The 23172-nt window shown below is 73.1% G+C and carries 24 protein-coding genes; 10 read left to right on the forward strand and 14 right to left on the reverse strand.

Annotation, left to right across the window (positions count from 1 at the left end; all coding sequences use genetic code 11):
* Positions 1–16 precede the first annotated feature (16 nt).
* Genes MUY14_RS46930 through MUY14_RS17940 form a run of 7 tightly spaced genes read right to left on the reverse strand, consistent with a single transcriptional unit; the run spans position 17 to position 7762 of the window.
* Entirely contained in the window at positions 17–3211 is a 3195-nt protein-coding gene (locus MUY14_RS46930) for a WXG100 family type VII secretion target (RefSeq protein WP_281506314.1), read from the reverse strand.
* A complete protein-coding gene (locus tag MUY14_RS17915) occupies positions 3211–3528 on the reverse strand; it encodes a hypothetical protein (protein WP_247024142.1) in 318 nt (105 codons plus the stop codon). Before MUY14_RS17915 ends, MUY14_RS46930 begins: the two co-directional genes overlap by 1 nt.
* Complete coding sequence (locus tag MUY14_RS17920; protein ID WP_247024143.1) at positions 3525–3788, reverse strand: acyl carrier protein; 264 nt, start codon at positions 3786–3788, stop codon at positions 3525–3527. The genes MUY14_RS17915 and MUY14_RS17920 overlap by 4 nt, the downstream gene beginning before the upstream one ends.
* Positions 3781–5421 carry a fatty acyl-AMP ligase gene (locus tag MUY14_RS17925; protein WP_247024144.1) on the reverse strand — a complete coding sequence of 547 codons (1641 nt, stop codon included), beginning with the start codon at positions 5419–5421 and terminating at the stop codon, positions 3781–3783. Before MUY14_RS17925 ends, MUY14_RS17920 begins: the two co-directional genes overlap by 8 nt.
* Before the next feature lie 10 nt (positions 5422–5431).
* Entirely contained in the window at positions 5432–5944 is a 513-nt protein-coding gene (locus MUY14_RS17930) for a cysteine hydrolase family protein (protein ID WP_396126817.1), read from the reverse strand.
* A complete protein-coding gene (locus MUY14_RS17935; RefSeq protein WP_247024146.1) occupies positions 5931–7322 on the reverse strand; it encodes an MFS transporter in 1392 nt (463 codons plus the stop codon). The genes MUY14_RS17930 and MUY14_RS17935 overlap by 14 nt, the downstream gene beginning before the upstream one ends.
* Positions 7319–7762 (reverse strand): MarR family winged helix-turn-helix transcriptional regulator, encoded by a 444-nt coding sequence (locus tag MUY14_RS17940; RefSeq protein WP_247024147.1) that lies wholly within the window; start codon positions 7760–7762, stop codon positions 7319–7321. The genes MUY14_RS17935 and MUY14_RS17940 overlap by 4 nt, the downstream gene beginning before the upstream one ends.
* An 80-nt stretch (positions 7763–7842) precedes the next feature.
* Here MUY14_RS17940 and MUY14_RS17945 point away from each other — a divergent pair, with 80 nt between their 5' ends.
* Positions 7843–8322, forward strand: coding sequence for a DUF2087 domain-containing protein (locus tag MUY14_RS17945; protein ID WP_247024148.1), 480 nt, complete (start codon positions 7843–7845; stop codon positions 8320–8322).
* Here the strand turns inward: MUY14_RS17945 and MUY14_RS17950 are convergent.
* Together MUY14_RS17950 and MUY14_RS17955 are read right to left on the reverse strand one after the other, a co-directional pair.
* Entirely contained in the window at positions 8286–9239 is a 954-nt protein-coding gene (locus tag MUY14_RS17950) for a sigma-70 family RNA polymerase sigma factor (protein ID WP_247024149.1), read from the reverse strand. The two genes, MUY14_RS17945 and MUY14_RS17950, sit on opposite strands and share 37 nt — an antisense overlap.
* A gap of 48 nt (positions 9240–9287) precedes the next feature.
* Positions 9288–9803 carry a bifunctional nuclease family protein gene (locus MUY14_RS17955; protein ID WP_247024150.1) on the reverse strand — a complete coding sequence of 172 codons (516 nt, stop codon included), beginning with the start codon at positions 9801–9803 and terminating at the stop codon, positions 9288–9290.
* A 159-nt stretch (positions 9804–9962) separates the two neighbouring features.
* Between MUY14_RS17955 and MUY14_RS17960 the strand changes: the two genes are divergently transcribed.
* Complete coding sequence (locus tag MUY14_RS17960) at positions 9963–10439, forward strand: SRPBCC family protein (protein WP_247024151.1); 477 nt, start codon at positions 9963–9965, stop codon at positions 10437–10439.
* Between the two features lie 81 nt (positions 10440–10520).
* Entirely contained in the window at positions 10521–11954 is a 1434-nt protein-coding gene (locus MUY14_RS17965) for an MFS transporter (RefSeq protein WP_247024152.1), read from the forward strand.
* On the opposite strand, the gene MUY14_RS17970 is transcribed toward MUY14_RS17965, so the two are convergent.
* Positions 11882–13285: a PLP-dependent aminotransferase family protein gene (locus MUY14_RS17970; protein ID WP_247024153.1), complete on the reverse strand. Its 1404-nt coding sequence runs from the start codon at positions 13283–13285 to the stop codon at positions 11882–11884. The two genes, MUY14_RS17965 and MUY14_RS17970, sit on opposite strands and share 73 nt — an antisense overlap.
* Positions 13286–13366: 81 nt before the next feature.
* On the opposite strand from MUY14_RS17970, the gene MUY14_RS17975 reads away from it, so the two are divergent.
* Positions 13367–14575 carry an MFS transporter gene (locus MUY14_RS17975; protein ID WP_247024154.1) on the forward strand — a complete coding sequence of 403 codons (1209 nt, stop codon included), beginning with the start codon at positions 13367–13369 and terminating at the stop codon, positions 14573–14575.
* Here the strand turns inward: MUY14_RS17975 and MUY14_RS17980 are convergent.
* The gene (locus tag MUY14_RS17980; RefSeq protein WP_247024155.1) at positions 14550–15998 is read right to left on the reverse strand and encodes a helix-turn-helix domain-containing protein; all 1449 of its coding nucleotides are present in this window, start codon (positions 15996–15998) and stop codon (positions 14550–14552) included. The genes MUY14_RS17975 and MUY14_RS17980 overlap by 26 nt on opposite strands.
* Positions 15999–16135: 137 nt before the next feature.
* Between MUY14_RS17980 and MUY14_RS17985 the strand changes: the two genes are divergently transcribed.
* Genes MUY14_RS17985 through MUY14_RS17995 form a run of 3 tightly spaced genes read left to right on the forward strand, consistent with a single transcriptional unit; the run spans position 16136 to position 18847 of the window.
* Positions 16136–17149, forward strand: a complete 1014-nt coding sequence (locus tag MUY14_RS17985) for an amidohydrolase family protein (RefSeq protein ID WP_247024156.1) — start codon at positions 16136–16138, stop codon at positions 17147–17149.
* A gap of 1 nt (position 17150) precedes the next feature.
* Positions 17151–17825, forward strand: a complete 675-nt coding sequence (locus tag MUY14_RS17990) for an iron-sulfur cluster assembly protein (protein ID WP_247024157.1) — start codon at positions 17151–17153, stop codon at positions 17823–17825.
* Positions 17822–18847 carry an NAD(P)-dependent alcohol dehydrogenase gene (locus tag MUY14_RS17995; protein ID WP_247024158.1) on the forward strand — a complete coding sequence of 342 codons (1026 nt, stop codon included), beginning with the start codon at positions 17822–17824 and terminating at the stop codon, positions 18845–18847. The genes MUY14_RS17990 and MUY14_RS17995 overlap by 4 nt, the downstream gene beginning before the upstream one ends.
* A 30-nt stretch (positions 18848–18877) precedes the next feature.
* Here the strand turns inward: MUY14_RS17995 and MUY14_RS18000 are convergent, their stop codons facing one another.
* The 3 genes from MUY14_RS18000 to MUY14_RS18010 all read right to left on the reverse strand — a co-directional run bounded on the left by MUY14_RS18000 (position 18878) and on the right by MUY14_RS18010 (position 21697).
* Positions 18878–19660 (reverse strand): hypothetical protein, encoded by a 783-nt coding sequence (locus MUY14_RS18000; protein WP_396126856.1) that lies wholly within the window; start codon positions 19658–19660, stop codon positions 18878–18880.
* A gap of 93 nt (positions 19661–19753) precedes the next feature.
* The gene (locus MUY14_RS18005; RefSeq protein WP_247024160.1) at positions 19754–21271 is read right to left on the reverse strand and encodes a CehA/McbA family metallohydrolase; all 1518 of its coding nucleotides are present in this window, start codon (positions 21269–21271) and stop codon (positions 19754–19756) included.
* Positions 21272–21370: 99 nt separating this feature from the next.
* The gene (locus tag MUY14_RS18010; protein ID WP_247024161.1) at positions 21371–21697 is read right to left on the reverse strand and encodes a hypothetical protein; all 327 of its coding nucleotides are present in this window, start codon (positions 21695–21697) and stop codon (positions 21371–21373) included.
* Between the two features lie 299 nt (positions 21698–21996).
* Between MUY14_RS18010 and MUY14_RS18015 the strand changes: the two genes are divergently transcribed.
* From MUY14_RS18015 to MUY14_RS18025, 3 genes are all read left to right on the forward strand, one after another.
* Positions 21997–22386: a hypothetical protein gene (locus tag MUY14_RS18015; RefSeq protein WP_247024162.1), complete on the forward strand. Its 390-nt coding sequence runs from the start codon at positions 21997–21999 to the stop codon at positions 22384–22386.
* On the forward strand, positions 22308–22661 hold the full coding sequence (locus MUY14_RS18020) for a hypothetical protein (protein ID WP_247024163.1): 354 nt from the start codon (positions 22308–22310) through the stop codon (positions 22659–22661). The genes MUY14_RS18015 and MUY14_RS18020 overlap by 79 nt, the downstream gene beginning before the upstream one ends.
* Positions 22662–22799: 138 nt before the next feature.
* A complete protein-coding gene (locus MUY14_RS18025) occupies positions 22800–23039 on the forward strand; it encodes a hypothetical protein (RefSeq protein WP_247024164.1) in 240 nt (79 codons plus the stop codon).
* The last annotated feature ends 133 nt before the right edge of the window (positions 23040–23172 follow it).

The raw sequence follows: 23172 nt of genomic DNA on the forward strand, positions 1-23172 counted from the left end.
CACTCATGCGTCTCCCTCACCAGCTCCGGCGGGCGGTCGGCGGGTCTTCGTCGTCGTTGAGGGAGCCGATGATCCGGCGGCCGGGCTCACCGAGGTTGTCGAAGACAGCGCCTTCGATCCGGTAGGCGGGCGACTTGCGTTCGGTGTCTCCCCCGCCCGCGCCTTGGCCGCCGCCCATGGCACCCATGCCCGCCATCCCGCCGCCCATCGACGAGCCCGGTGCGCCGTTCGCCCCGGCGGCCGCGGGCGCGAACGCCGCGACGGGCTGCGGCTGCGCGCCGCCCGCGCCGGTGTGGGCGCCCCCGGACATCGGCGTCTCGCCGAGCCCCGCGCCGCCCGGGTCGAAGCCCGCGCCGGTGAGGCCGGCCCCGCCGTGCGAACCCCCGCCGATCCCGGCCGGCGACGGGCTGCCCCCGCCGCCGTGCGAGCCGCCGCCGTGGTCCCCGGCTCCGTGGTCTCCACCGCCGTGGTCTCCGGCGCCGAGGTCTCCGGCGCCGTGCGGCTTGAGGTCCTCGAGGGTGCCGCGGTGGGTGGGCAGGTCGTCGTCGAGCTTCTTCGACGGCGTGTCCCCGAGCGCGTCCGACGGCTTGTCGTCTTCGCCGAGGGTGTAGGTCGTCGGCTTCCCGGTGCCGTCGTCGACGGTGACGACGGTCGGGCCGTCCGCGCCGTCGGGCCGTTCGGCGGTGATCTTGAGGTCGCCGTCCTGGATGTGGATCTTGCCGTCCGGGCCCGGGCGGTAGCAGTCGTCGTCCGTCCCTTGTGGACCGTCGGTGGACTTGCCGTCGCCGGACCAGTCGAGCTTGAAGTCCTTGGGGTCGCCGGGTCCGTCGCCGACCTTGATGTCCATCTTGCCGTCGTGGTCCGGCTCGGTCATCTCGAAGGTCTTGTCGCCTTGCTTGACCTTGAGGACGTCGGGGTCGTCGTCGCCCTTGGCGTCGGGCTTGCCGTCGCCGTCCTTGTCGCCGCCGAGCAGGCTGTCCGGCTTGCCGTCGCCGTCCTTGTCCGCGAGCGGGTCGTCGGGCTTGCCGTCGCCGTCGGCGTCCAGGCCGGTTCCGCCCGGCTCGGTCTTGATCGGGTCGCCGTCCAGGCCCTTGAGCGCGTCGGCCGCCTTCTTCTTGGCGTCTTCCACCGCCTGCTGCGCGTCGGCCTTGCCGTCGTCACCGGAACCGGAACCGGAACCGTCACCGGAGCCGGACCCCTCGCCGCCGCCCGAGCCCGAACCGCCGCCGAGGCCGCCGGCGCCGTCGTCGGTCTGGATGCCGGGGCCGCTGAACTCGCTCAGCGCGTCCGCGGCCTTCTTCTTGGCCGCCTCGGCAGCGGCGGCCGCGGCGTCCTGGCCGCTCGAGGACGGGGACGGCGTCGAGGAGGGCGACGTGTCGTCCGGACCCGGACTCCCGCCCGAACCCGAGCCGCCACCCGAACCACTGCCTGAACCACTGCCTGCCCCGCCGCCCGAGTCACCGCCGAGTCCCGCGCCCGCGCCGGAGTCCGTCTGGATGCCGGGGCCGCTGAACTGGCCCAGCGCGTCCGCGGCCTTCTTCTTGGCTTCCTCCGCGGCCTGGGCCGCCTGCTGCTTGGCCGCCTCCGCCTGGGCCGCGCCGTCGTCCTGGCCGCCGCCCGGCGAGCCGGAACCGCCGCCCGCGGGACCGCCGCCTCCGGTGGACCCGTCCGGGATCGGCGGGATCGAGCCGCCGGAGCCGGAGCCCCCACCCGAACCGCTGCCGGAACCACTGCCCGAGCCGCCGCCCGCCCCGCTGGGTGTGTCGGTGCCGGAACCCCCGCCGGAGCCGGAGCCGCCGCCCGGCGCACCGGAGCCCGAGCTCGTGTCGGGGATCGGCGGCACCTGGCCACCGCCCCCACCGGTGCCGGAACCACCGGAACCCGAGCCGGACCCACTGCCCGAACCACCGGAGCCGGACCCGCCGCCCGAGCCGCTACCCGAACCGGATCCGCCGCCCGAGCCACCCGGACCGCCACCGGCGCCGCCGGTCGTGCCGGGACCACCGGGACCGCCCGAGCCCGCGCCGCCGGTGCCGCCGGCGCCCTCGAACTCGTTCTTGACCTTGCCCATCACCTTGTCGAGGGCGTCGTAGGCCTTGTCGACCAGGTCCTTGGTGTCCTTGCAGGTCTTCTCGAAGCCCTTGTACAGCCGGTCCCACATGTCGGGGTTGAACTGGTTCTGGATCCACTGCTTGGCCAGGTCCTGGCCGTGCTTCTTGATCTCGTCGCCGTCGCAGCAGCCCTGGTCGTTGAGGGTCTTGACCAGGTTGGTGCCGAAGTTGAGGTCCATCCAGCCCGCGATCTGGGCGAGGTCCTGCTCGTTGCCGTGCTCGCCGCTGGCGACCGCGACGACCTTCTGCGCCATCGTGTAGTCGGCCTTGCCGACCAGGTCGGTGTACATCCCGATGACGGCGTCGGCCTTGCCCTTGCACAGCTGGAACACCGTCGTGGCGGTGTTCTTCGTCGCCTCGCTCGCGTTGCCGAGCGTCTGCGACAGCTTGGCCGCCTTGGGCTGGATCTTGTCGTTGTAGTTGTCGGACGCCGCGTCGGCACCCGCGCCGCTCCAGGTCTGGTACAGGGTGCCCAGCTGGGAGCCGGTGTCCTGCAACGTCCGGTCCACCGTCTCGGAGCCGCGCTTGAAGTGCGCGGCGTCGGCGACGAAGTCCGCGAAGCTGATGCCGCGCTGCTCGTCGAACGGCGTCCGGATGTCCTTGTCGAGGTCGAGCGCGCGGGTGTTGCCGCGGCAGTCGGCCGGGATCTTGGCCAGCAGCGAACCGAACGTCTCGAACAGCTTCAGCGCGGGCGCGGCGGCGTCGAAGATCTCGTCGGACGTCTTGGTCCCGCTGGTGGTCCCGTCGTCACCGGACGCGGGCGGCTGGCTGCCGTCGAGCTTGGACTTGCCCTCGTCGACGGCCTTCTTTTCCTGGTCTTCGTTGTACGAGTTCTGGTCGCCGCTCTGCTTGGCCTTGTCGAAGGCCTCGTCGACCGACTGCCCGGCGAACAGCGGGTTGGCGTTGTACGCGCCCGCGTACTTCTCGGCTTCCTGCCGCTTCTGCTTGATGTCGTCCGGTTCCTGGTCGGCCAGGAACGGCGGCGGCGGCGGGTTTTCCCGCAGCCAGCTGCTGATCAGCGCGCTCTTCTGCCCGGCGGGGACGCTCGGGTCGTCCAGCAGCGCCTTGACGTCGGACCACTTCTTCTTCTCGCCGGCCATCAGAGACTGCCCCCGGCGTTGGTGATGGCGCCGGACTGGTTGTCTTCGTTGGCGCTGTAGCTCGACCCGGCGGTGCCGAGGTTGGTGCCGAACGACCCCAGCGTGCTGCTGTAGCCGGAGACCGCGGCCCACAGCGCCTGCGCGCCCGCGGTGTACTTCGTCGCGTGGGTGCCGTGCGCCCGGCCGAACTTCTCCGCGGTCACCTGCGAAGTCTCCAGGTCCGGGTTGTCGTCCAGCAGGTTTTCCGCCAGGTCACCGATCGTCTTCGAGGCCGTCGACAACGCCTCGGTCGTCGCGGTGTACCCCCCGCCGCTCATTTCAGCGCCTCTCCCTCAGTTCCGCCAGTTCCCAGGGCTTCCGCGAGCACGGCGGCCACCGAACCCACGTCGGTGAACCGATCGAGCTGGTCCAGGTCGATCGTCACGCCGTAGTAGACCTCCAGCGCCGCCAGCAGCTTGATCCGGCCTTTCGAGTCGATCCCCAGCTCCTCCAGCGGAGCGTCGGGCTCGACGAGGGCCGGGTCGAGCCGGAAGGTCTCGCTGACGACCTTCGTGACTTCGGCGCGGTGATCACCCACGGTCGCCACCATAACGTGCCTTCGCGGCCGACCGGGCGACCTTCCCGCTGGAGGTGCGCGGAAGTCCACCGGAAGGGACCAGATGCACCCTGCGGAGGGTGAGAGCGTGCTCGGCGGACACCGCGCGCAGCACGGCCCGGGTCACTTCCTTGACGTCCGCCTCGGCCCCGCGCGCCCACTCGGCGACCACCACGGCGCCTTCGCCGTCGTCGTCGGTCACGCCGAACGCGGCGACGCGGTCGCGGCGGACGGCCGGATGGGCCTCCGCGGCCGCGGCCTCGATGTCCTGCGGGTGGAAGTTGCGGCCGTCGACGACGATGAGGTCCTTGAGCCGCCCGGTCACGTAGAGGTCGCCGCGGTGCACGACGCCGAGGTCGCCGGTGCGCAGCCAGCCGCCGAGCCCGTCGAGGACGCCGCCGAACGCCGCGGCGTCGCCGCGCCCCCAGTAGCCGGTGGCGACGTTCGGGCCGTGGATCCAGATTTCGCCGACGGTGCCGTCGGGCTGCTCGTGTCCGTCGTGGACGATCCGCACGCGCTGCCCGACCGGCCGCCCGACGGACACCAGTTCCTGCCCGTCGACGATTTCGACCGCCTGCCCCTGCGCGAGGGCTTCGCGGTCGAAAACGGCGCCGCGCGGACCTTCCGGCCCGGCGCTCGCGACGTACACGGTGGCTTCGGCGAGCCCGTAGGACGGCCGGTATGCCTCGCGCCGGAACCCGTGCGGGCCGAAGACCGCCAGGAAGCGTTCCCCCGTGCCCGGGCGGACGGGCTCGGCGCCGTTGAGCGCGACCCGCACGTCCGAGAGGTCGAGGCCGTCTTCCGCGCCGGCCTCGGCCGCGAGGTCGTAGGCGAAGTTCGGGGCCGCGGTGAACACGGCGGGGTAGTCGGCCAGCTGCCGCAGCCACCGCCGCGGCCGGTGCACGAACTCCGCCGGCGCCATGAACACCGCCCGGCCGCCGGCGAAGACCGGCAGGCACAGCAGCTGGATCAGGCCCATGTCGTGGAAGAACGGGATCCAGCCCGCGCAGGTCGTGCCTTCGTCGACGGCGTAAGCCCGGCCGCCCTGCCAGCAGGCGGCGACGATCGCCCGGTGCGGGATCACCGCGCCCGCCGGCTCGCGCGTCGACCCCGAGGTGTACTGCAGGTACGCGGGTGCTTCCGGGTCCGGGAGCACCGGATCGGCGCCCGGGCCGGTCAGCTCGTCGACCACGACGACGTGCTCGTGCGCGGGCAGCCGCGCCGCCGCGGCCGCCGACGTCAGCCACACGCGGGCGCCGGAGTCGGCCAGCACCCCGGCGAGCCGCTCGGCCTGCGCCGCGTTCGACGGCACCATCAGCGGGACCGCGACGAGCCCGGCGGCCAGCGCGCCGAAGAACGCGAGCGGGTAGGCGAGCTCCTGGCCCGCGAGGATCGCGACCCGCTCCCCCGGCTCGGCGGCCCGCCGCAGCTCCCCCGCGACCACCCGGACCCGGGCGGCGAACTCGGCCCAGGTCAGCGTGTGCTCGGCGGCGTGGGAGTGGTCCTGGTGGGTGTAGAGCGGCCGCGGATCGTCCGCGCGGGCGAAGAGCCGCTCCACGATCGAGACGCGCAGCACGTCCTCGGGCACGGTCACCGGCGCGGTCGGACGGGGCACGCTGCGGAACCTACCGGTCGGCCCAGAGGTCCCCGAGCCCGGCCACGTCCACGACCGAGCACGTGCGCGGGAACAGCGTGCCGGTGAGGAAGTCGTGCGTCGCCGCTTCGCGGTCGGCGCAGGCGTCGCGCAGGACGACGACGCGGTAGTCGCGGTCCATCGCTTCGCGGACCGTGCTCAGCACGACGCCGCTGGTGCTGATCCCGGCGAGGACCAGCGTCGTGATCCCGCGCGCACGCAGCCGCGCTTCGAGGCCTGTGGTGGTGAAGGCACCGACGCGGATCTTGCGCACCCGGACGTCCTCGTCCTCGGGCACGAGCCGCGCGTCGATCTGCGTGGCCGGTGCGTCGGCGTGCATCGCGGCCCGGTGGTCCGCGGTCGCCGCGAACACGCTCGTTCCGGGATGGCGTCGAATTCGGCGTCTTCGAACGAGATGCGCACCCAGCCGACGTGCCCGCCGTGCGCGCGGACGCCGTCGATGGCGGCGGTGCAAAGCGGTGCGGTCCGGGTCAAGCGGGGGCATCTTCGTCCTCGGGCCGGGGGGCGCGGCGGGGCAGGGCACGGTCGAACACGGTCAGCAGCAGGAACAGGACGCCGATGCCGACGAGCAGCAGCGCGAACCCGTGCAGGCCGGCGGTTTCGGCGGCGGGGCCGAAGAAAGCGCCTTGCAGCGCGGAAGAGACGATCGCGCCGAGGTAGCCGAAGGTGCGCAGCAGCCCGGCCGACGCGGCGATGTCGGCGGGATTCGCCTGGCGGTACACGGAGTTCTGCAGCGCGAGGCTGTTCAGCCCCTGCGGTACCCCGGCCACGAGCGCGATGACGACGAGCAGCCAGACGGCGGCGGAGGCGTCCAGGGTCAGCAGCAGCGCGCAGCCCGCGAGCTGCCCGAGCGCGGCGACGACCAGCTTGCCGCGCACGGCTTCCCGGCGGCCGCTGACGAGCGAGACGACGATCGCCGTCGCGAACAGCGGCAGTGTCGCGAGCCCCGCCTGGGCCGCCGACAGGCCGCGGGCGTGCTCGAGCCATTGTGTGTAGCCGTAGAGGAAGCTGTACGCGACAACGTAGGCGAGCAACGCGCGGCCGTAGGTGCGCAGCAGCGGGCCGTTGCGGCCGAGCAGCCGCAGGTCGATGAACGGGTGCGCGCAGGTCAGTTCCCGAACGGCGAAGCCGATGGCCCCGGCGGTCGCGAGGACCGGCAGGTACCACTGCCCCGCGGCCGGGTGCATCAGGAACAGCAGCAACGCGACGAGCGTGCCGGCGAACAGCGCCATGCCGGGGAAGTCGAGGTCGAACCCGCCTTTCGACGCGCGTTTCGGCGCCTTCGGGAAGCGGCGGGCGCCGAGGACGAAGGCGACGAGCGCGATCGGGATGTTGATCGCGAAGGTCGCCCGCCAGCCGCCGACGCCGATCAGCAGGCCGCCCAGCGCCGGGCCGATCACCGAGATCGTCTGGGTCGAGACCGCCAGCACCGTGAGGACGGACGCGGGGCTGTCGTGGCCGGTGCGTTCGCTTTCGTCGCGGATCAGCCGCATCGCGGCCGGGTAGCCCGCGCAGGTGCCGAAGCCGAGCACGACCCGGGCGGCGATCAGCACGCCGAGGTTCGGCGCGAACGTGCCGAGCACGCCCGCCACGCCGACCAGCGCCGTGGCCGGGAGGAACAGCCGGCGCGGGCCGTAGCGGTCGATCAGCCGCCCGGCGACCGGCTGCCCGACGGCGGTGGCCAGGTACAGCGCGGAGATCAGCCACGCGGTGGCCGACGCGGGCTGGCCGAACGCCACGCCGATCGGCACCAGCGCGACCGCGATGATCGTGGAGTTGACCGGGTTGAGCACCGCGCCCGAGATGAGCGGGGCCAGCAGCTTCCGGTCGAACCCGGCCCGCGGCCGTTCACGCGTCGTCATGGTTCGACGATGCGGCCGAGCAGGGCGAGCGCCTCGTTGACCACGGCGACTTCGGCTTCGGTGAGCTGCTCCGCGAGCGCACGGGCCAGCCACTCCTCCCGTGACGCGCGGGCTCCCTTGGCGTACGCGCGGCCTTCGGGCGTGAAGAAGATGAGCTGGCGGCGGCCGTCTCCGGGGTCGTCCTCGCGGCGCACCAGGCCGAGCTTTTCCAGCGCGGCCACGGTCGCGGCCATCGACTGCGGGCGCACCCGCTCGGCGCCGGCCAGCACGCTCGCCGTCGTCGGCTCCAGCTTCGCGAGCCGGGCGAGCGCCGAGGCCTGCGCGGACGTCAGGTCGCCGACCGCCGTCGCGTCCATCATCTTCCGCCGCAGCCGTCCCACGAGCACGCGCAACGACTGCGCGGCCGCGATCGCCGGCGCGGGAACCGTTTTCGGAGGCATATCGACAGGGTAAACTGATCAGGCAACCCTGTCGAGTTTCGCCGACGACGGCGCCGGTGATTTCCGGTACCTTCCGGGCCATGGCCTCACCGGAAGCACTGGTCTCCGCGCTCGCGGACCCGGAACGACTGCTGCTGTTCGCCCGCATCTGCGCCGCGCCCGAGGGGCTGCCGGCCGGCGAGGTCCCGGCCAAGCTCGTCAGACGGCTGGCCGACGCGGGTCTCGTGATCGCCGACGGCGACCACTACCGGCCGGTGCCCGGCGTTTTCCGCGAAGCGCTCGCGAAGGGGCCGACGGACCCGCTCGACGGGCTCTTCCGCCACGGCAGGCTCGTCACCATCCCGCATTCCGGCAAGCGGCGGCAGCTGCTGCTCGCCCACCTCGCCGAGCGGTTCGAGCCCGGCCGCCTCTACACCGAGCAGGACGTCCGCGAGAAGCTCGTGATGGTCCACGACGACCACGCGACCCTGCGCCGCTACCTGATCGACGAAGGCCTGCTGCAGCGCAGCAACGACGGCGGTGCCTACGGCCGCCCGTCGGAGGCCCGCGCCGCCGGCTGAGTCGCGGGCAGGTCGAAGGACGCCAGCACGGCGGGGTCGGCGAACACGACGTTGTGCGCCACGCCCGCTTTCGTCACGGTGAACACCTGCAGGGTGTGCAGCCGGTACACCCCGGTGCCGTCGCGGCAGTACGCGACCAGCGCGGGCTGGCCGTTGGCCGTCGCGGGCGTCAGCCGCCAGTCCGGGCCGCGCACGGCGAACAGCCGCTCGAGGAACCGGCCGTAGTCGTCGCGGCCGCGGAACCACAGCGGCACCGGCGGCATCTCCATCACGACGTCGTCGGTCAGCAGCCCGACCAGGCCGGCGACGTCGGCGCGTTCGAACGCCCGCACGTAGCGGTCCAGCACCGCCCGCACCGCCGCGTCGGCCGGCTCGGCGACCTCCTCCACGGACAGCCCGCCGAGGCCGGCCCGGGCCCGCTGCAGCGCGCTGTTGACGGAGGCCGAAGTGGTGTCGAGGAACCCGGCCACCTCCGCGGCGCTGAACTCCAGGACGTCCCGCAGGATCAGCACCGCACGCTGCTTCGGCGGGAGCGTCTGCATCGCCGCCAGCAAGGCCAGCCGGAGCGTGCCCCGGCCGGGGTCGTCCGAGCGCGCGTCCGGGAACGGCTGCAGCCACGGGATTTCGAACGACGGCGTCAGCGGGGCGGCCGGGTCTTCACCCGGCCGGCCGAGCCCGGACGGCAGCGGGCGCCGGGCGCGTCCCTCCAGCGCGGTCAGGCAGACATTGGTCGCGATGCGGTGGAGCCAGGTGCGCACCGAGGCCCGCGCCGGGTCGTAGCCCGGCCATGCCTTCCAGGCGCGGACCAGCGTGTCCTGAACCAGGTCCTCGGCCTCCTGCACCGAGCCGAGCATGCGGTAGCAGTGCGCCAGCAGCTCACGGCGGTGCGGCTCGGTGGCCGCGGCGAAGTCCGGCATCGGCGTCCCTCCCGCCGCGGAATGTACCGGCGTGAGGGGGCGGACCGCTCACAGATCGTCGAAGTCCTCGGGCCGCAGGCCGTCGAGCTCGGCGCGGAAGCGGGCGACCTCGGCCTCGGTGTCGAGCACGTCGGCGGCCGGCCCTTCCGTCTCCTGCTCGACCTCCAGCTGCACGGACGCGACGTCGAGCACCTCTTCGGCGACGCTGATCGGCGCACCCTGGCGCAGGCCGAGGGCGACCGCGTCGCTGGGGCGGGCGGACACGCGGGTGCCGGAGGCGAGCACGAGGTCGGCGTAGAAGATGCCGTCGCGCACCTCGGTCAGCTCGACCGCGGCGACGCCCTGGCCGAACGCCGCGAGCACGTCGCCGAGCAGTTCGATCGTGCCGGGGCGCGGCTGCGCGATCTGTTCCCGGGCTCGCACCAGCGCCTCGGCTTCGCCGTAGCCGATCATGATGGCGAGCCAGCGCCGGGCGCCGTCGGGTTCCCGGAGCAACATCAGGGGCGCTTCCCCCGGCACCGGAACGGCCATCCCCACGACCTCGATCGGGATCACGCTGACCACCGCACCCTCCGTGTCAAGACTCCTCCGCGCGCGAGATACCCAGAATGACCGGATCGCAACCCGGTTCGCGCCACCGGTTTTTGCGGCGCGGCTCTCCTCGGCTGCGGAGTACGCCGGGATACCTTGCCCGGGCGGCGGGCGCGCTGTCACCGTCGTGGGGTGGAACCGACGATTTCGCGCAGCGTCACCGTCCCCGCCGACGCGGGCACGGTGTGGTCGTGGGTCACCGACCTGCCCCGGATGGGCGAGCTGAGCCCCGAGAACGTCGGCGGCCGCTGGCTCGACGGCACCGGCCCGGCCCTCGGCGCGCGGTTCCGCGGCCGCAACGTGAACGGCGCCCTGCAGTGGTGGACGCGGGTGCGGGTGGTCGCGTTCGAGCCGGAGCGCCGGTTCGCCTTCGACGTGCGGACGCCGTTCGGCTCGCGGGTCTCGCGCTGGGAGTACGTGCTGGCGCCGGCGCCGGGCGGCTGCGTGGTGACCGAGAACTGGTACCGGATCGGCAGCTGGATCGTCCGGAAGTTCATGGGCCCGCGGGTCACCGGCCGCGCCGACCGGCCCGGGTACAACGTCGAGTCGATCGAGTACACGCTCGCGGCGCTCAAGGCACGGGCCGAGGAGCAGACCGCCGCCGCGTGAGCTAGGTCGCTCCGAACTGGTCAGTCTCTTGTTGAAACTCACGTTCTCCGGCTAGGTTGCTTTTTCGGACCTAGGAGGGACATGACCGACACCGCGCCGAAGCCCGGCCTCGTGCTGCTGGTCGTCTCGACGGCGGCGTTCCTGGCCAGCCTCGACACGTTCATCGTCACGATCGCCTTCCCCGGCATCCGGGCCGCGTTCCCGGGCGACGACCTGGCGACGCTGTCGTGGGTGCTCAACGGCTACACGGTGCTCTTCGCCGCCTGCCTCGCCCCGGCCGGCCGGCTGGCCGACCGCTACGGCCGGAAACGGCTGTTCCTCGCCGGGGTCGCGGTGTTCACGGTGGCCTCGGCGGCCTGCGCGGTGGCGCCGTCCATCCCGGTCCTCGTGCTCTTCCGCGCGGTGCAGGCGATCGGCGCGGCGCTCGTGATGCCGACGTCGCTGGCACTGCTGCTGACGGCGTTCCCGCCGCACCGGCGCCCGCTGGCGGTGGGCGTCTGGGCCTCGGTGGGCGCTGCCGCAGCGGCCCTCGGCCCGCCGGTCGGCGGCCTGCTCGTCGAGGCGTCCTGGCGCTGGGTGTTCCTGGTGAACCTCCCGATCTGCGCGGCGACGCTGCTGGCCGGCCCGCGGGTGCTGCGCGAGTCGCGCGACACCTCGACCGGCGTTCCGGACCTCCTCGGCGCGGCCGGTCTCCTGGCCGGCGTGGGCGCCCTCGCCTACGCGCTGGTGTCGGCCCCGGACGACGGCTGGGGTTCCGGCGACGTCCTGGCGGCGTTCGCGGTGGCGGCGCTCGCGCTGGCCTGGGTCCCGCTGCGCTCGGCCCGCCACGCGGTCCCGGTGCTGGACCTGCCCGCACTGCGCGTCCCGACGCTGTGGCTGGCGTGCGCGACGACGGGCGCGTTCGCGGCCGGCTTCGCGGCGATGCTGTTCGGCAACGTGCTGTTCCTGACGTCGATCTGGCACGACTCGATCCTGGTCGCGGGCCTGTCACTGGCCCCGGGCCCGCTGATGGTGGTCCCGGTCTCCGTCCTCGGCGGCCGGTTCGTCCACCGCTTCGGCCCCGGCCCGATCGTCGCCCTCGGCGGCGTCTCGTTCGGCGCGGGCGTGCTGATCTGGCTGCTGCGCATGGACGCGACCCCGGACTACGCGGCCGCGATGCTGCCGGGCCAGTTGCTGACGGGCATCGGGGTCGGGCTGATCCTGCCGAGCCTGTCGGGCGTCGTGGGCACGGTCCTGCCGCCGGCGAGGTGGGGCGCGGGTTCGTCGATGGTGACGACGATGCGCCAGATCGGAACGGTGCTGGGAACGGCGGTGCTGGTGGCGGTGTTCGCGGGAACGCCGGACCTGACGGACTTCCGCCGCGGCTGGCTGGTGGTACTGGCCACGGCGGTGGTGACGTGCGCGGGCGGGCTGCTGATCGCGGCCCGGCGGCGGACGGACCACTACGAGGAACCCCAGGCCCCGTCCAGCACTTCGAGTCCGTCGTCGATCCTCTCCACCGGGATCGAGCCGTAGCCCAGCACCAACCCGGGCTGCGGGAAGCCGCCGCACAGGTCGGACAGCGTCTGCACCGCGGCCCCCGAAGCCGCGGCCCGCGAGGCGATCGGCTCCAGGTCCACCTCCGCCAGCGCGCACAAGTGCAGCCCGGCCGCCGACGGAACCACCCGGAGGCGGTCCGCGAACCGGCGGTCCAAAGTAGACACCAGCCGCTCGTGCCGGTCCGCGTACACCTTCGTCGCGCGGCGGAGGTGGCGGGCGAACAGGCCCTCGTCGATGAAGCGGGCCAAAGCCGCCTGCACTGGGAGGTCGCCGTGCCAGTCGGAGAGCTGGCGGGCGTGGCGCAACGCCTCGCGCAGCGACGCCGGGGCGACCAGGAAACCCAGGCGCAGCATCGGGAGCAGCGTCTTCGAGAACGATCCCACGTACGCCACCCGCCCGCCGCGGTCCAGGCTCTGCAACGGCTCCAGCGGCCGGTCCGAGAACCGGAATTCGCTGTCGTAGTCGTCTTCCACGATCACCGCGTCCGCGCGGGCGGCCCACGCCAGCAGCGCCGTCCGCCGGGCCAGGGACATCGGGGTGCCGAGCGGGAACTGGTGGGACGGCGTCACGTACACCAGCTTCGTGCGCGGAGGCAGCGCCGCGACGTCGAGGCCTTCGCCGTCCACCGGTACTCCGACGACGTCGGCGCCGTGCGACGCGAACAGCAGCTTCGCCAGCCGGTAGCCGGGCTCTTCGACGGCGACCCGGTCGCCCGGGGACAGCAGCACGCGGCAGAGGAGGTCCAGTGCCTGCTGCGCGCCTTGGGTGACGAGGACGTCGCCGGTGTCCGCGCGCACCGAACGCGAGACGCCGGCGTGGCGGGCGATCGCCGCGCGCAGAGCCGGGTGGCCGCCCGGGTCGGCGTACTGGGCCACGCCGTCGCGGAGTTCGCGGGAGAGGAAGCGGCGCCAGGTTTCGAGGGGGAACAGCGCCGGGTCCGGGATGCCGACCCGGAAGTCGAAGCGCGGCGCCTGGACGTCGGCGGCGACCGGGGGCGGCAGCGAGCGCCAGACCGGCTTCGGCTGCGGCCCCGCCGCCGAGGGTGCCGAACGCGGTCGCGGCGCAGGCAGCGACGCCGAGACGTACGTGCCCGCGCCGACGCGGCCGGTGAGGAAGCCGTCGGCGGTGAGGCGGTCGTAGGCCACCGCGACCGTGTTGCGCGAGACCGCCAGGCGCCGGGCCAGTTCGCGGGTCGGCGGCAGCCGCTCCCCCGCGCGCAGCCTGCCGTCCAGGACGGCGTCGCGCAGCTGGCGGTAGATCCGGAGGCTGAGGTCGCCACGCCCGGCCAGGCTGACGTGGAAGTCCATCGCGCGAGCCTACATTGGCCCAATCCGAATAGTCAGAATTGGATCTGGGATCAAGCCAAAGCCGGACCTACTGTCATCCTCATGACGAAGACCCCGGACCGCCTGCTCGCCGCCGCTCAGCTGGTGGGCTCGCTCGGCGACGGCGCGTTCCTGACCTGCTCGGTGCTGTTCTTCACCCGGATCGCCGGGCTGACCCCGGCGCAGGTCGGGCTCGGCCTCACCCTCGGCTGGGCGGTCGGCTCGGTCACCGGGGTGCCGCTGGGCCACCTCGCCGACCGGCACGGCGCCCGCGGCTCCGCGGTGCTGCTGGCCCTGGCGACCGGCGCGTCGATCCTGACATTCCTGGTGGTCCGCTCGCCGGTGCTGTTCGTGCTCGCCGCCTGCCTCTACGGCAGCTGCCAGACCGGGCTGGCCGCCGCCCGCCAGGCGCTGCTGGCCGCGCTCGCCGATCCCGAACGCCGGACGCGCATCCGGGCGCAGCTGCAGTCCGCGGGCAACGCCGGGCTCGCGGTCGGCGCCGGCCTGGGCGGGCTCGCGCTTTCGGCCGACACCGCCTCGGCGTACCTCACGGTCTTCGTCCTCGACGCCGGGAGTTTCGCGGTCACCGCGGCGCTGCTGCTCGCGCTCCCCGCCGTGCCGGTGGCGGCGCCGCGCACCGGCGAGCCGAAGCTGGCCGTGCTGCGCGACCGCCCGTACGCGCTGGTGACCCTGCTCAACGCGATCCTGTTGCTGCGCATGCCGTTGCTGAGCGTCGCGATCCCGCTGTGGATCGTCGAACACACCGCCGCGCCGAGCTGGACGGTGTCCGCGCTGTTCGTGCTCAACACGGTCGTGGTGGTGCTGCTGCAGGTGCGGGTCGCCGGACGGCTCGCGGGCACCGGCGCCGCGGCGCGGATGGTCCGCCGGTCCGGGGTGCTGCTGCTCGTCTCCTGCGTGGCCTTCGCGGCCTCGGCGTACGGCAGTTCGCCGTGGATCGCCTTCGCGGTGCTCGTCGTGGGTGCGCTGGTGCAGGTGGCCGGCGAGATGCTGCAGTCGGCGGGCTCGTGGGAGATCGGCTTCGCGCTCGCGCCGGCCGACCAGCAGGGTCAGTACCAGGGCTTCTTCGGCACCGGCGTGTCGGTGGCCCGCGCGCTCGGGCCGGTGCTGCTCAGCACCGTCGTGATCGGCTGGGGCCTGCCGGGCTGGCTGCTGCTGGGCGCGGTCTTCCTGGCCGCGGGCTGGGCGATGGGCCCGGCGGTCCGCTGGGCTCAGGCCGCGAAGCCCGTCAGGATTTCAGTCGCCGCGCGTTGAGCCCGTACTGCGCCAGTTTCCGGTAGAGCGTCGCGCGGCCCATGCCGAGCTTCGCCGCGGCCTGCACGACCGTCGCGCCCGGCTCGGCCAGGCAGCGGACGATCTCGTCGCGTTCCAGCGCCTGCAGCCGGCTCAGCCGGTGCCCGACCCCGGTGAAGACCTCCGCGGGCAGCTGCGGAGTGTCGACCACCTGAGACCGTGAAGCGGCTTCGCGCACAACGCGCCGAAGCTGCTTCGCGTTCTCAGGCCAGTCGTACGCCGTCAGTGCGCGAGCCGCCGCCGGGGTGAACGTGACGTCGCGGCCGCGGTCGCGCCGGGCGAAGTGGCGGGCCAGCGGGAGGACGTCGTCCGGGCGGAACCGCAGCGCCGGGACCTCCACGACCCGGTCGACCAGCGGGCTCAGCGCGACCGGCACCGAAGCGGCGTCCGCGGCGGTGAGGACGAACGGCGGCAGCTCGTCGTGCCGGACCTCGGCGAAGAGCCGGGCCAGCTCCTCCGCCGCCCACGCCGGCAGCGCGTCCACGCCCGAGACGATGACGCAGGTTTCGGCCTTGGCCAGCTCGGGCGTCCACAACGTCAGCCAGCTGCCGACGTCGTCGGGGGCCGGCGGGCGCGCGTTGAGAACGCGTTCGCGGGGCCGCAGCTCCCGCCGCGCCAGCGACGCCAGCGCCGTCTTGCCCGCGCCCGGTTCGCCGACGACCGCGACGACCCGGCCGCCGGCCAGTGCGGTCCGCGCTTCGGCGACCGCGGTGGTCCAGGCGGGCGAGAGCCGCGGCAGGTCGCCGGGGTCGACCCGGTCGGCGTAGACGCGGAAGACCTCGCCCCGCGGGGTCGGGCGGGCGGTGCGGCCGGACGCGCGGGCCAGCATCAGCGCGGCGGTGTTCCCGGCCGCGGCCTGGGCCAGCGCGAGCAGCAGCTCCGAGGACTGCTCCGACCACGTCGTCAGGTTGACGCTGCCGGCCAGCCCGCCGGTCAGCGGGTCCAGCACCGGCACCGCCGCGCACGTGTAGCCGCGCAGGTCGGTGCAGTAGTGCTCGGCCGCGCGCACCAGCGACGGCGCCCGGTCGGCCAGCGCCAGGCCCAGCCCGTTGGTGCCCGCGTTGCTCTCCGCGAAGTAGAAGCCGGGTGCCAGGTGCACCTTGTCGAGCGAGCGGTTGATGCCGGCGTCCGTGCACAGCCGGCTCAGCACGAGGCCTTCGCTGTCGGTGATCATCAGGCTGATCGGCTCGTTGGCCAGCGTCGCCTGCAGGCCGCGCAGCACTTCGGTGCCGCATTCGTAGAGCAGCGAGCCGGTGTCGACCGCACCGGAGAACACCGGCACGACCTCGTCTTCCGGGACGCCGTAGCGCTCGCTGCGCTGCCAGGACGCCCGCAGCCGGGCCGCGTCGAACGAACGCGTGACCTGCATTCGCGGGTACTCCACCTCGGCCTCCCGGGACGCCTCGTCGCGTCGGACTCCCAGCCTACGTCCGCCGTCCGGGCGGCGGCCGCCCCGCGCTGTCTCATATCGAGACACCCGGCGGGTCCCTGACCAGCGCCGACATCCCTAGCGTCCCCCGCATGTACAGCAAAGACGGCGAGACCTACTTCATCGTGGACGCCCACGTGGCGCTCTGGGACGCGCGTCCGGAGAACCAGCGGAACATCCACGGAAAGCAGTTCATCGACTGCTTCTACGACTACCACCGCAACCTCAGCCCCGAAGCCGAGGTCTGGCCCTATGAGGACTACCTCTACCAGGGCGGCGAGCGGCTGATGCGCGACCTGTTCGAGAACGGCTACGTCGACCACGCGATCTTCCAGCCCGCGCACCTCGGCGCGTTCTACGAGAACGGCTTCGGGCAGACCGAAGAAGCCTTCGCGCTGACGCGCAAGCACGAAGGGAAGCTCACCTACAACCACTTCTTCGACCCGCGCTTCGAGCAGGCGGGGATCGACCAGCTGCGCCGCGACGCCGAGCGGTTCGGCCTCAAGGGCGTCAAGCTCTACACCGCCGAGTGGCAGGGCGATTCGCGCGGCTACAAGCTCGACGACAAGTGGACGTACAAGTACTTCGAAGCCTGCCAGGAACTGGGCATCAGGAACATCCACGTCCACAAGGGACCGACGATCCGGCCGCTGGACCGCGACGCCTTCGACGTCGCCGACGTCGACCACGCGGCGACCGACTTCACCGACCTCAACTTCGTGGTCGAGCACTGCGGCCTGCCGCGGCTGGAGGACTTCTGCTGGATCGCGACGCAGGAGCCGAACGTCCACGCGGGACTCGCGGTCGCCATCCCGTTCATCCACACGCGGCCGCGGTACTTCGCGCAGATCATCGGCGAGCTGCTGTACTGGCTGGACGAGGACCGCATCCAGTTCTCCAGCGACTACGCGCTGTGGACGCCGAAGTGGCTGATCGAGCGGTTCGTCGACTTCCAGATCCCGGAGGACCTGCCGGAGTACGCGCCGCTGACCGTCGAGCAAAAGAAGAAGATCCTCGGGCTCAACGCGGCGGCGATGTACGACATCCCGGTACCGGCGGAACTGCGGCTGGCTCCGGTCGAGCCGCAGGCCGTTTCGGTGGCCTGACGTGGATGCCCGCACCGCGCTGGACGCGGTTCTCGACCCGGAGCTCGACGAGCCCATCACCGACCTCGGCTTCGTCAAGTCCCTCGCCGTCGACGGCGGCCGGGTGACCGTCCACTTGCGGCTGCCGACGTCGTTCTGCGCGCCGAACTTCGCCTACCTCATGGCCTCGGACGCGAAGGACGTGCTGACGGCGCTGCCGTGGACCACCGAAGTCGTGGTGGAGCTCGACGACCACCACGACTCCCCGCTGATCAACGCCGGTCTCGCCGCGGACGCGGGGTACCGCGGGACGTTCGGCCAAGAGGCCGACGAAGACCTCGAAGAACTACGGGAAACCTTCCGCCGCAAGGCCCACCAGGCGGCGATGGAACGCGCGCTGACCGTGCTGCTGCGGGAAGACGAGGACGCCGACCTGCACGGCGTCACCCTCGCGGACCTGCCGGACGTGCCCGCTTCAGCGGCTTTGCGCCGCCGCCGCGAGGCCCTCGGGCTGCCGGCCGAGCCGTCGTCGCCGGTGCTGGTCGACCACGACGGAACCCCGTTCCCCCGCGAGGAAATCCCGCTGCGGCTGCGGTTCGCCCGATCGGTCCGCATCTCGATCGAGGGCAACTCGCACTTCTGCCGCGGCCTGCTCCGCACCCGCTACCCCGAGTCCACTGTGGAGGTATCAGCGTGAAAGCCGTCCAGGTCGTCGGGTACGACGAACCGCTGCGGATGACCGACGTCCCGGAGCCGTCGGCGACCGGGCCGTACGACGTCGTCGTGCGGATCGGTGGCGCCGGCGTGTGCCGCACCGACCTCCACATCCTGGAGGGGCAGTGGAAGGAGAAGTCCGGCGTCACGCTGCCCTACACGATCGGGCACGAGAACGCGGGCTGGGTGCACGCGGTCGGCAGCGCGGTCACGAACGTCGCCGAGGGCGACAAGGTGATCGTGCACCCGCTCATCACGTGCGGGCTGTGCCGCGCCTGCCGCTTCGGCGACGACGTCCACTGCGAGCAATCGCAGTTCCCCGGCATCGACACCGCGGGCGGCTACGCGGAGTACCTCAAGACGTCCGCGCGCAGCGTCGTGAAGATCGACGACTCGCTGGAGCCGGCCGACGTCGCGGCGCTCGCGGACGCCGGGCTGACGGCGTACCACGCGGCGGCCAAGGCGGCCCGGCGGCTGCGGCCGGGCGACAAGTGCGTCGTCATCGGCGCGGGCGGGCTCGGCCACATCGGCATCCAGGTGCTCAAGGCGATCTCGGCCGCCGAGCTGATCGTCGTCGACCGCAACCCGGACGCGGTGAAGCTGGCCCTCTCGATCGGCGCCGACCACGGCGTCATCGCCGACGGCTCGCAGGTCTCCGCGGTCCTCGACCTGACCGGCGGCCACGGCGCGGAAGCCGTCATCGACTTCGTCGGCGAAGGCGGGGCGACCCGCGACGGGATCGCGATGCTGCGGCGGGCCGGCGACTACCACGTCGTCGGCTACGGCGAGAACATCGACGTCCCGACGATCGACGTCATCTCGACGGAGATCACTCTGTTCGGCAACCTGGTGGGCTCGTACAACGACCTGTGCGAACTGATGGTGCTGGCCGCGCAGGGCCGCGTGAAGCTGCACACGGCCCGCTACCGGCTGGCCGAGTTCCAGACGGCCCTGGACGACCTCACCGCGGGGCGCATCCGCGGCCGCGCGATCCTCGTCCCGTGACCGAGTAGCGCACTTTCACGTGAAAGTGCGCTACTCGCTCTGCCGGGCCGCCGGGGCCTGGTGCAGGGAGAGGTCCTGACCGGCGGCGGAGTCCTGGGCCCAGGCGCCGGACTCCGCCGTCCACGTCTGCCCGGCGTAGCTCACCTTGTCCACGCCCAGCGCCTCCGCGCGGCCGACCAGCCAGCTCGCGTACGCCCAGCCCTGGGCGGCCGGGTGGGCGCCGCTCAGCGTGGCCGTGCCCAGCTCCGCCGTCGCCTTGGCGGCGAGGTCGCCCGGGGCCGCGAGGGTCAGGTTGCGGCAGGTCAGCGCGGCCGGGAACTGGCCGTTGAACGCCGCGGCCATGGCGCGGGCCTGCGACTCCCACTGCGCGTACGCGTCCGGCACCCCCGAACGCTGGATCTCCTGGGCGGCCTCGGTGATCGGCAGCGTCTCCCAGCCCGGCAGCTTCTCGAGCTTCTCGTAGAACGCCGTCGCCGCGTAGACGGGGTCGCGCAGCTGCGCGATCGTGCCCCAGCCCTGGCTGGGCCGCTGCTGGAACAGCCCGACCGAGTCGCGGTCACCGCCCTCGAGGTTCCGCAGCTTCGACTCCTGCAACGCCGTGGCCAGCGCGACCGTGGCCGCGTGCGCGGGCAGGCCCAGCTTCGTCCCGACCGCCGAGATCGTCGCCGCGTTGTCCATCTGCTCCGGCGTGAACGTGTAGCCGTCCTGCCCCGGCTGCGCGACGGTGCACCCCGGCGTCCGCACCGGACTGCGCGACAGCACCACCGCCACGACGATTCCCGCGGTCAGCACGACGACCGCCCCCAGGAAGATCGCCACCTTCAGGCCACACCCGCGCACCCTGCCTCGCCTTCACCCGTTCGCACCAGTCTGCCAAAACCAGGACGCGGGGCGGCGGGTGGAGGTTCAGTGCCCCGTGCCGAGGAAGATCGGGTTCGACATCGCGACCATCGCGTTCGGCTGGCTCGTGTTCGGGCCGCCCGACGGACGGCGGACCTCGACGCGCACCCAGCGCGAGTAGCGCGGGTACGTCGTCCACGTCACCGTGGCCGCTCCCGAGTCGCCGATCGTCTCCGTGTGCTCCGGCCCCAGCTGGTCCAGGAACGTCACCGTCGTCCCCGGTACCCCGCCGACCACCGCGCGCACCGTCACCGGTGTCCCCGTGCCCACCGGCAGCGACGAGCCGATGCCGGCCGTGCGGCCACCACCGGAGGCCGTGAAGTCCAGCTGGACCGCGGCCGACTCGGCCAGCCACGAACGCCCGGCCTTCAGCCCGGCCAGGAGTTCCTTCCGGCGGAGCCGGTCGGCGAACACGACCGTGTGCGGCAGCCCCACCCGCTGGTCCGGGTTGTGCGCGTCGGAGTCGCCGATCGCCGGGATGAACCGGCCGCCGCGCAGCAGGCCGTCCCAGTGGATGACGCTCGCCTCGTCGTCCTGGGTCCACGGGCCGTTCCAGACCTCGACCAGGTCGGCGATCTCGTACGCGAACTCGTAGGTGCAGCCGAAGCAGTTGGCGAACGGGTGCGCCGCGGTGACCAGGCCGCCCGCGCGGTGCACCTGGTCGGTGAACCGGCGGAAGTCCTGCGGGTCGGCCGCGCGGTAGCGCCAGTCGATCCAGGTGCCGGCGGGCAGGCCGATCGCGGGCCAGTGCCCGGACCGCGTCGTCACCTCTTCGCCGTTGAGGATCAGCAGGTCGTCGGTGGCGTACCGACCCCACACCAGCTGCGAGCTGGACGTGTTGTGGTCGGTCGAGACGATGAAGTCGAGGCCGGCCGCGCGGGCGTCGGCGACCAGCTGGTCCGGCGTGCGGCGGCCGTCGGAGTGGACGGTGTGCAGGTGGCCGTCGCCGCGGTACCAGGCGCGGCCGCGCTCGCGGGCAGGCGCGGACTCCGGCGCGGGCTTCGGGACGAACGGCGCGGCGTCGGGCCCGAAGGTGAGCGTGACGTCCACCTTGTAGTTCAGGCCCTGCGGCGCGACCGTGTACGGGCCGAGGATGACGTGCCAGCGGCCGGGCCTGATCGGGCCGGCGAGGTAGCCGGGCGTGGCCTCGGACGCGCTGATCGAGAACCGGTCGCGGAACCCGCCCGACCAGCCGCGGAAGCCGCGGGCGTTGCCCAGTTCGTGGCCCTCGGGCCCGAACACCCCGATGTCGCAGGCGTTCCCGCGGGTGCCGGCGGGCACCTGGGGCTTGTCGTAGGAGTAGCCGACGTCGATCTGCCGCACCCCGCGCGGGACGTCGACGGGCAGGTAGTACCAGTCCGGGACGTCCGGCTTCAGGGTGCCGGTGACGGTCCGGGTCTGGCTGCCGGTGCCGCCCGGCTGGTCGGCGAACGCGACGCCGGGCAGCATCCCGAAGGCCGCCCCGGCCGCCGCCACCCCGCTCGCGCGCAGCAGCGCCCGGCGGCTCAGGTCCCCAGAACTCATGCGTACCTCCGCATCGAAAGACGTCCCGACGCTAGGCCGCGAACGCGAACGCGGACAAGAACCGGCGGTGAACTTTCGGCGCGTGGCGACCGGTTCCGGTCAGGACCTGGCGCGCCGGGCGAGGATCTTCGCGAGCGCGACCACGGTGACGGCGGCGGCCAGCCCGAGCCGCGTGACGTCGATCGCGGGCACCCAGGTCACGCTGCCGCCCCGGACGACGAACGCGCCGGCGGGCCGGGCGAACACCCCGAACCCGGCGCCCTCCCGCACCGGCAGGGCACCGGTGTCACCGCCGCCCCCGCCCCCGCCGCCGAACACCGTCGCGGCCGGGATGACGACGGCGCCGTCCCGCTCGACGGGCTCGCCGTAGACGAGTTTCGCGGAGAACAGATCCTGGGCCGACGCGGCCAGCTGCCCGAGTTTCATCCCGCCATCCTGGCCGCACCGGCCCGCCGCGCGCACCTCCCGCCGGGCTGTCCACTACGGAATCGGTGCAGCGCTGAAAAAATTGCGCTGAAGGTGTGGCAAAAAGATGTATCCGAAACCTTTCCCCGGGTTCGGCGGTAGCTTCGCACCGCACGAATCCATGCGGGACAGGCGCCTGCTCGATCGAAGACTTCCCGTCAAGCAGTTCACAGCGCCGAACTTCCGATACACCGACGGCGGGGTGCTGTCCTGGCTCTACGGCGTCCGGCTGGCCGGCGGCGCCGGGCCCGCACGGCGTCGTGCTGGGTGCCGAGGAGAGCGGCCCGCGGCTGACCGTCGACCACCGGGGCGTCCGCGAGAGCACGTCCGCCGAGGCGGACGGCACCGGCCGGGACGCGCCGAGCGCTGCCGAAGCGGTCCGGATCGCCCAGGACGCCGTCGAGACGTTCGGCCTGGCCGACCGCGTCGACCTCGTGGCGGACAAGGTGCGGCACTCCTACCACGCGGGTGGCACGCTCGAGGAGGCCGCGGACCCGCGCGTGCGCGAAACCCACGTGGTGTGCGCGCAGCTGGTCGACGGCCACCCGGTCGTCACGCCCGCCTGGGCGAGGTGCGGGTCGCCATCGACGGCACCGGCACCGGCACCGGCACGACGATCGTCGACGTCACCCGCGAGGTCGACCGGCTGACCGGGAGCGCGCCGACGGCACCGCCGGCCACCCGCGAGGCGGCCCGCGAACCGTCCACTGTGGACGAGACACTGGACGCGCCGCTGCAGCGCCTGCTGCGCCGCCTCGCGGCCGGCGGCCGGGTGCCCGCCGAGGTCCGCGCGGTCGCGGATTCGACGGCGGTCGGCTACGCGCTGCGCGGCGACGACGGCACGCAGGTCGTCCGGCGGACGGTCGAGGTGGACTGCGGCGAAGGGCTCGCGAAGCGGTACGTGCTGGAGGCGCCGCCGCGGTGAGTGCGGGGGGCAGGGCGGGCCGGCACGCGGTCGGGGGGTGCCGGCCCGCCGCACATCCGGGGTGTGAACCCGGTGTATCCGGGGCATTAACCAGGCACACCTGTGTCCAAGGGGAGTGCGTACCGAGGGGAGACCGCGATGACCTTCGACTTCGTCGGCCGCTGGCTGGGCCGGCATCGCGAACAGCCGGGCGTCACGGTGGACCTTTCGTGCGGTGGCCGCGTCACGCTGCGCGAGATCGACGGGCGCCCGGTGCTGGCCATCACGACCGCGCCCGGGCCGGACGGGCGGTGCGAAGTCGCCGCCGTGCCGTTGTCGGATGCCGAACGCCGCGAGCTGGGCCAGGTTCTCGGCCCGGCCGTCCTGCTGGCCTCCTGACCGGGGCCCCTACTTTCGCGGATCTGGATGTTTTCCGGCTCGAACCCGCCGTAGGCTGCGCACCGTGCTTTGTGGCAGCCCTCGCGAGAAACGCGGTCCCGGCAGTGTGGCGCGGGTCGCTTTTTGTGGGGTT

The organism is Amycolatopsis sp. FBCC-B4732 (genome assembly GCF_023008405.1).
GTDB lineage: Bacteria > Actinomycetota > Actinomycetes > Mycobacteriales > Pseudonocardiaceae > Amycolatopsis > Amycolatopsis pretoriensis_A.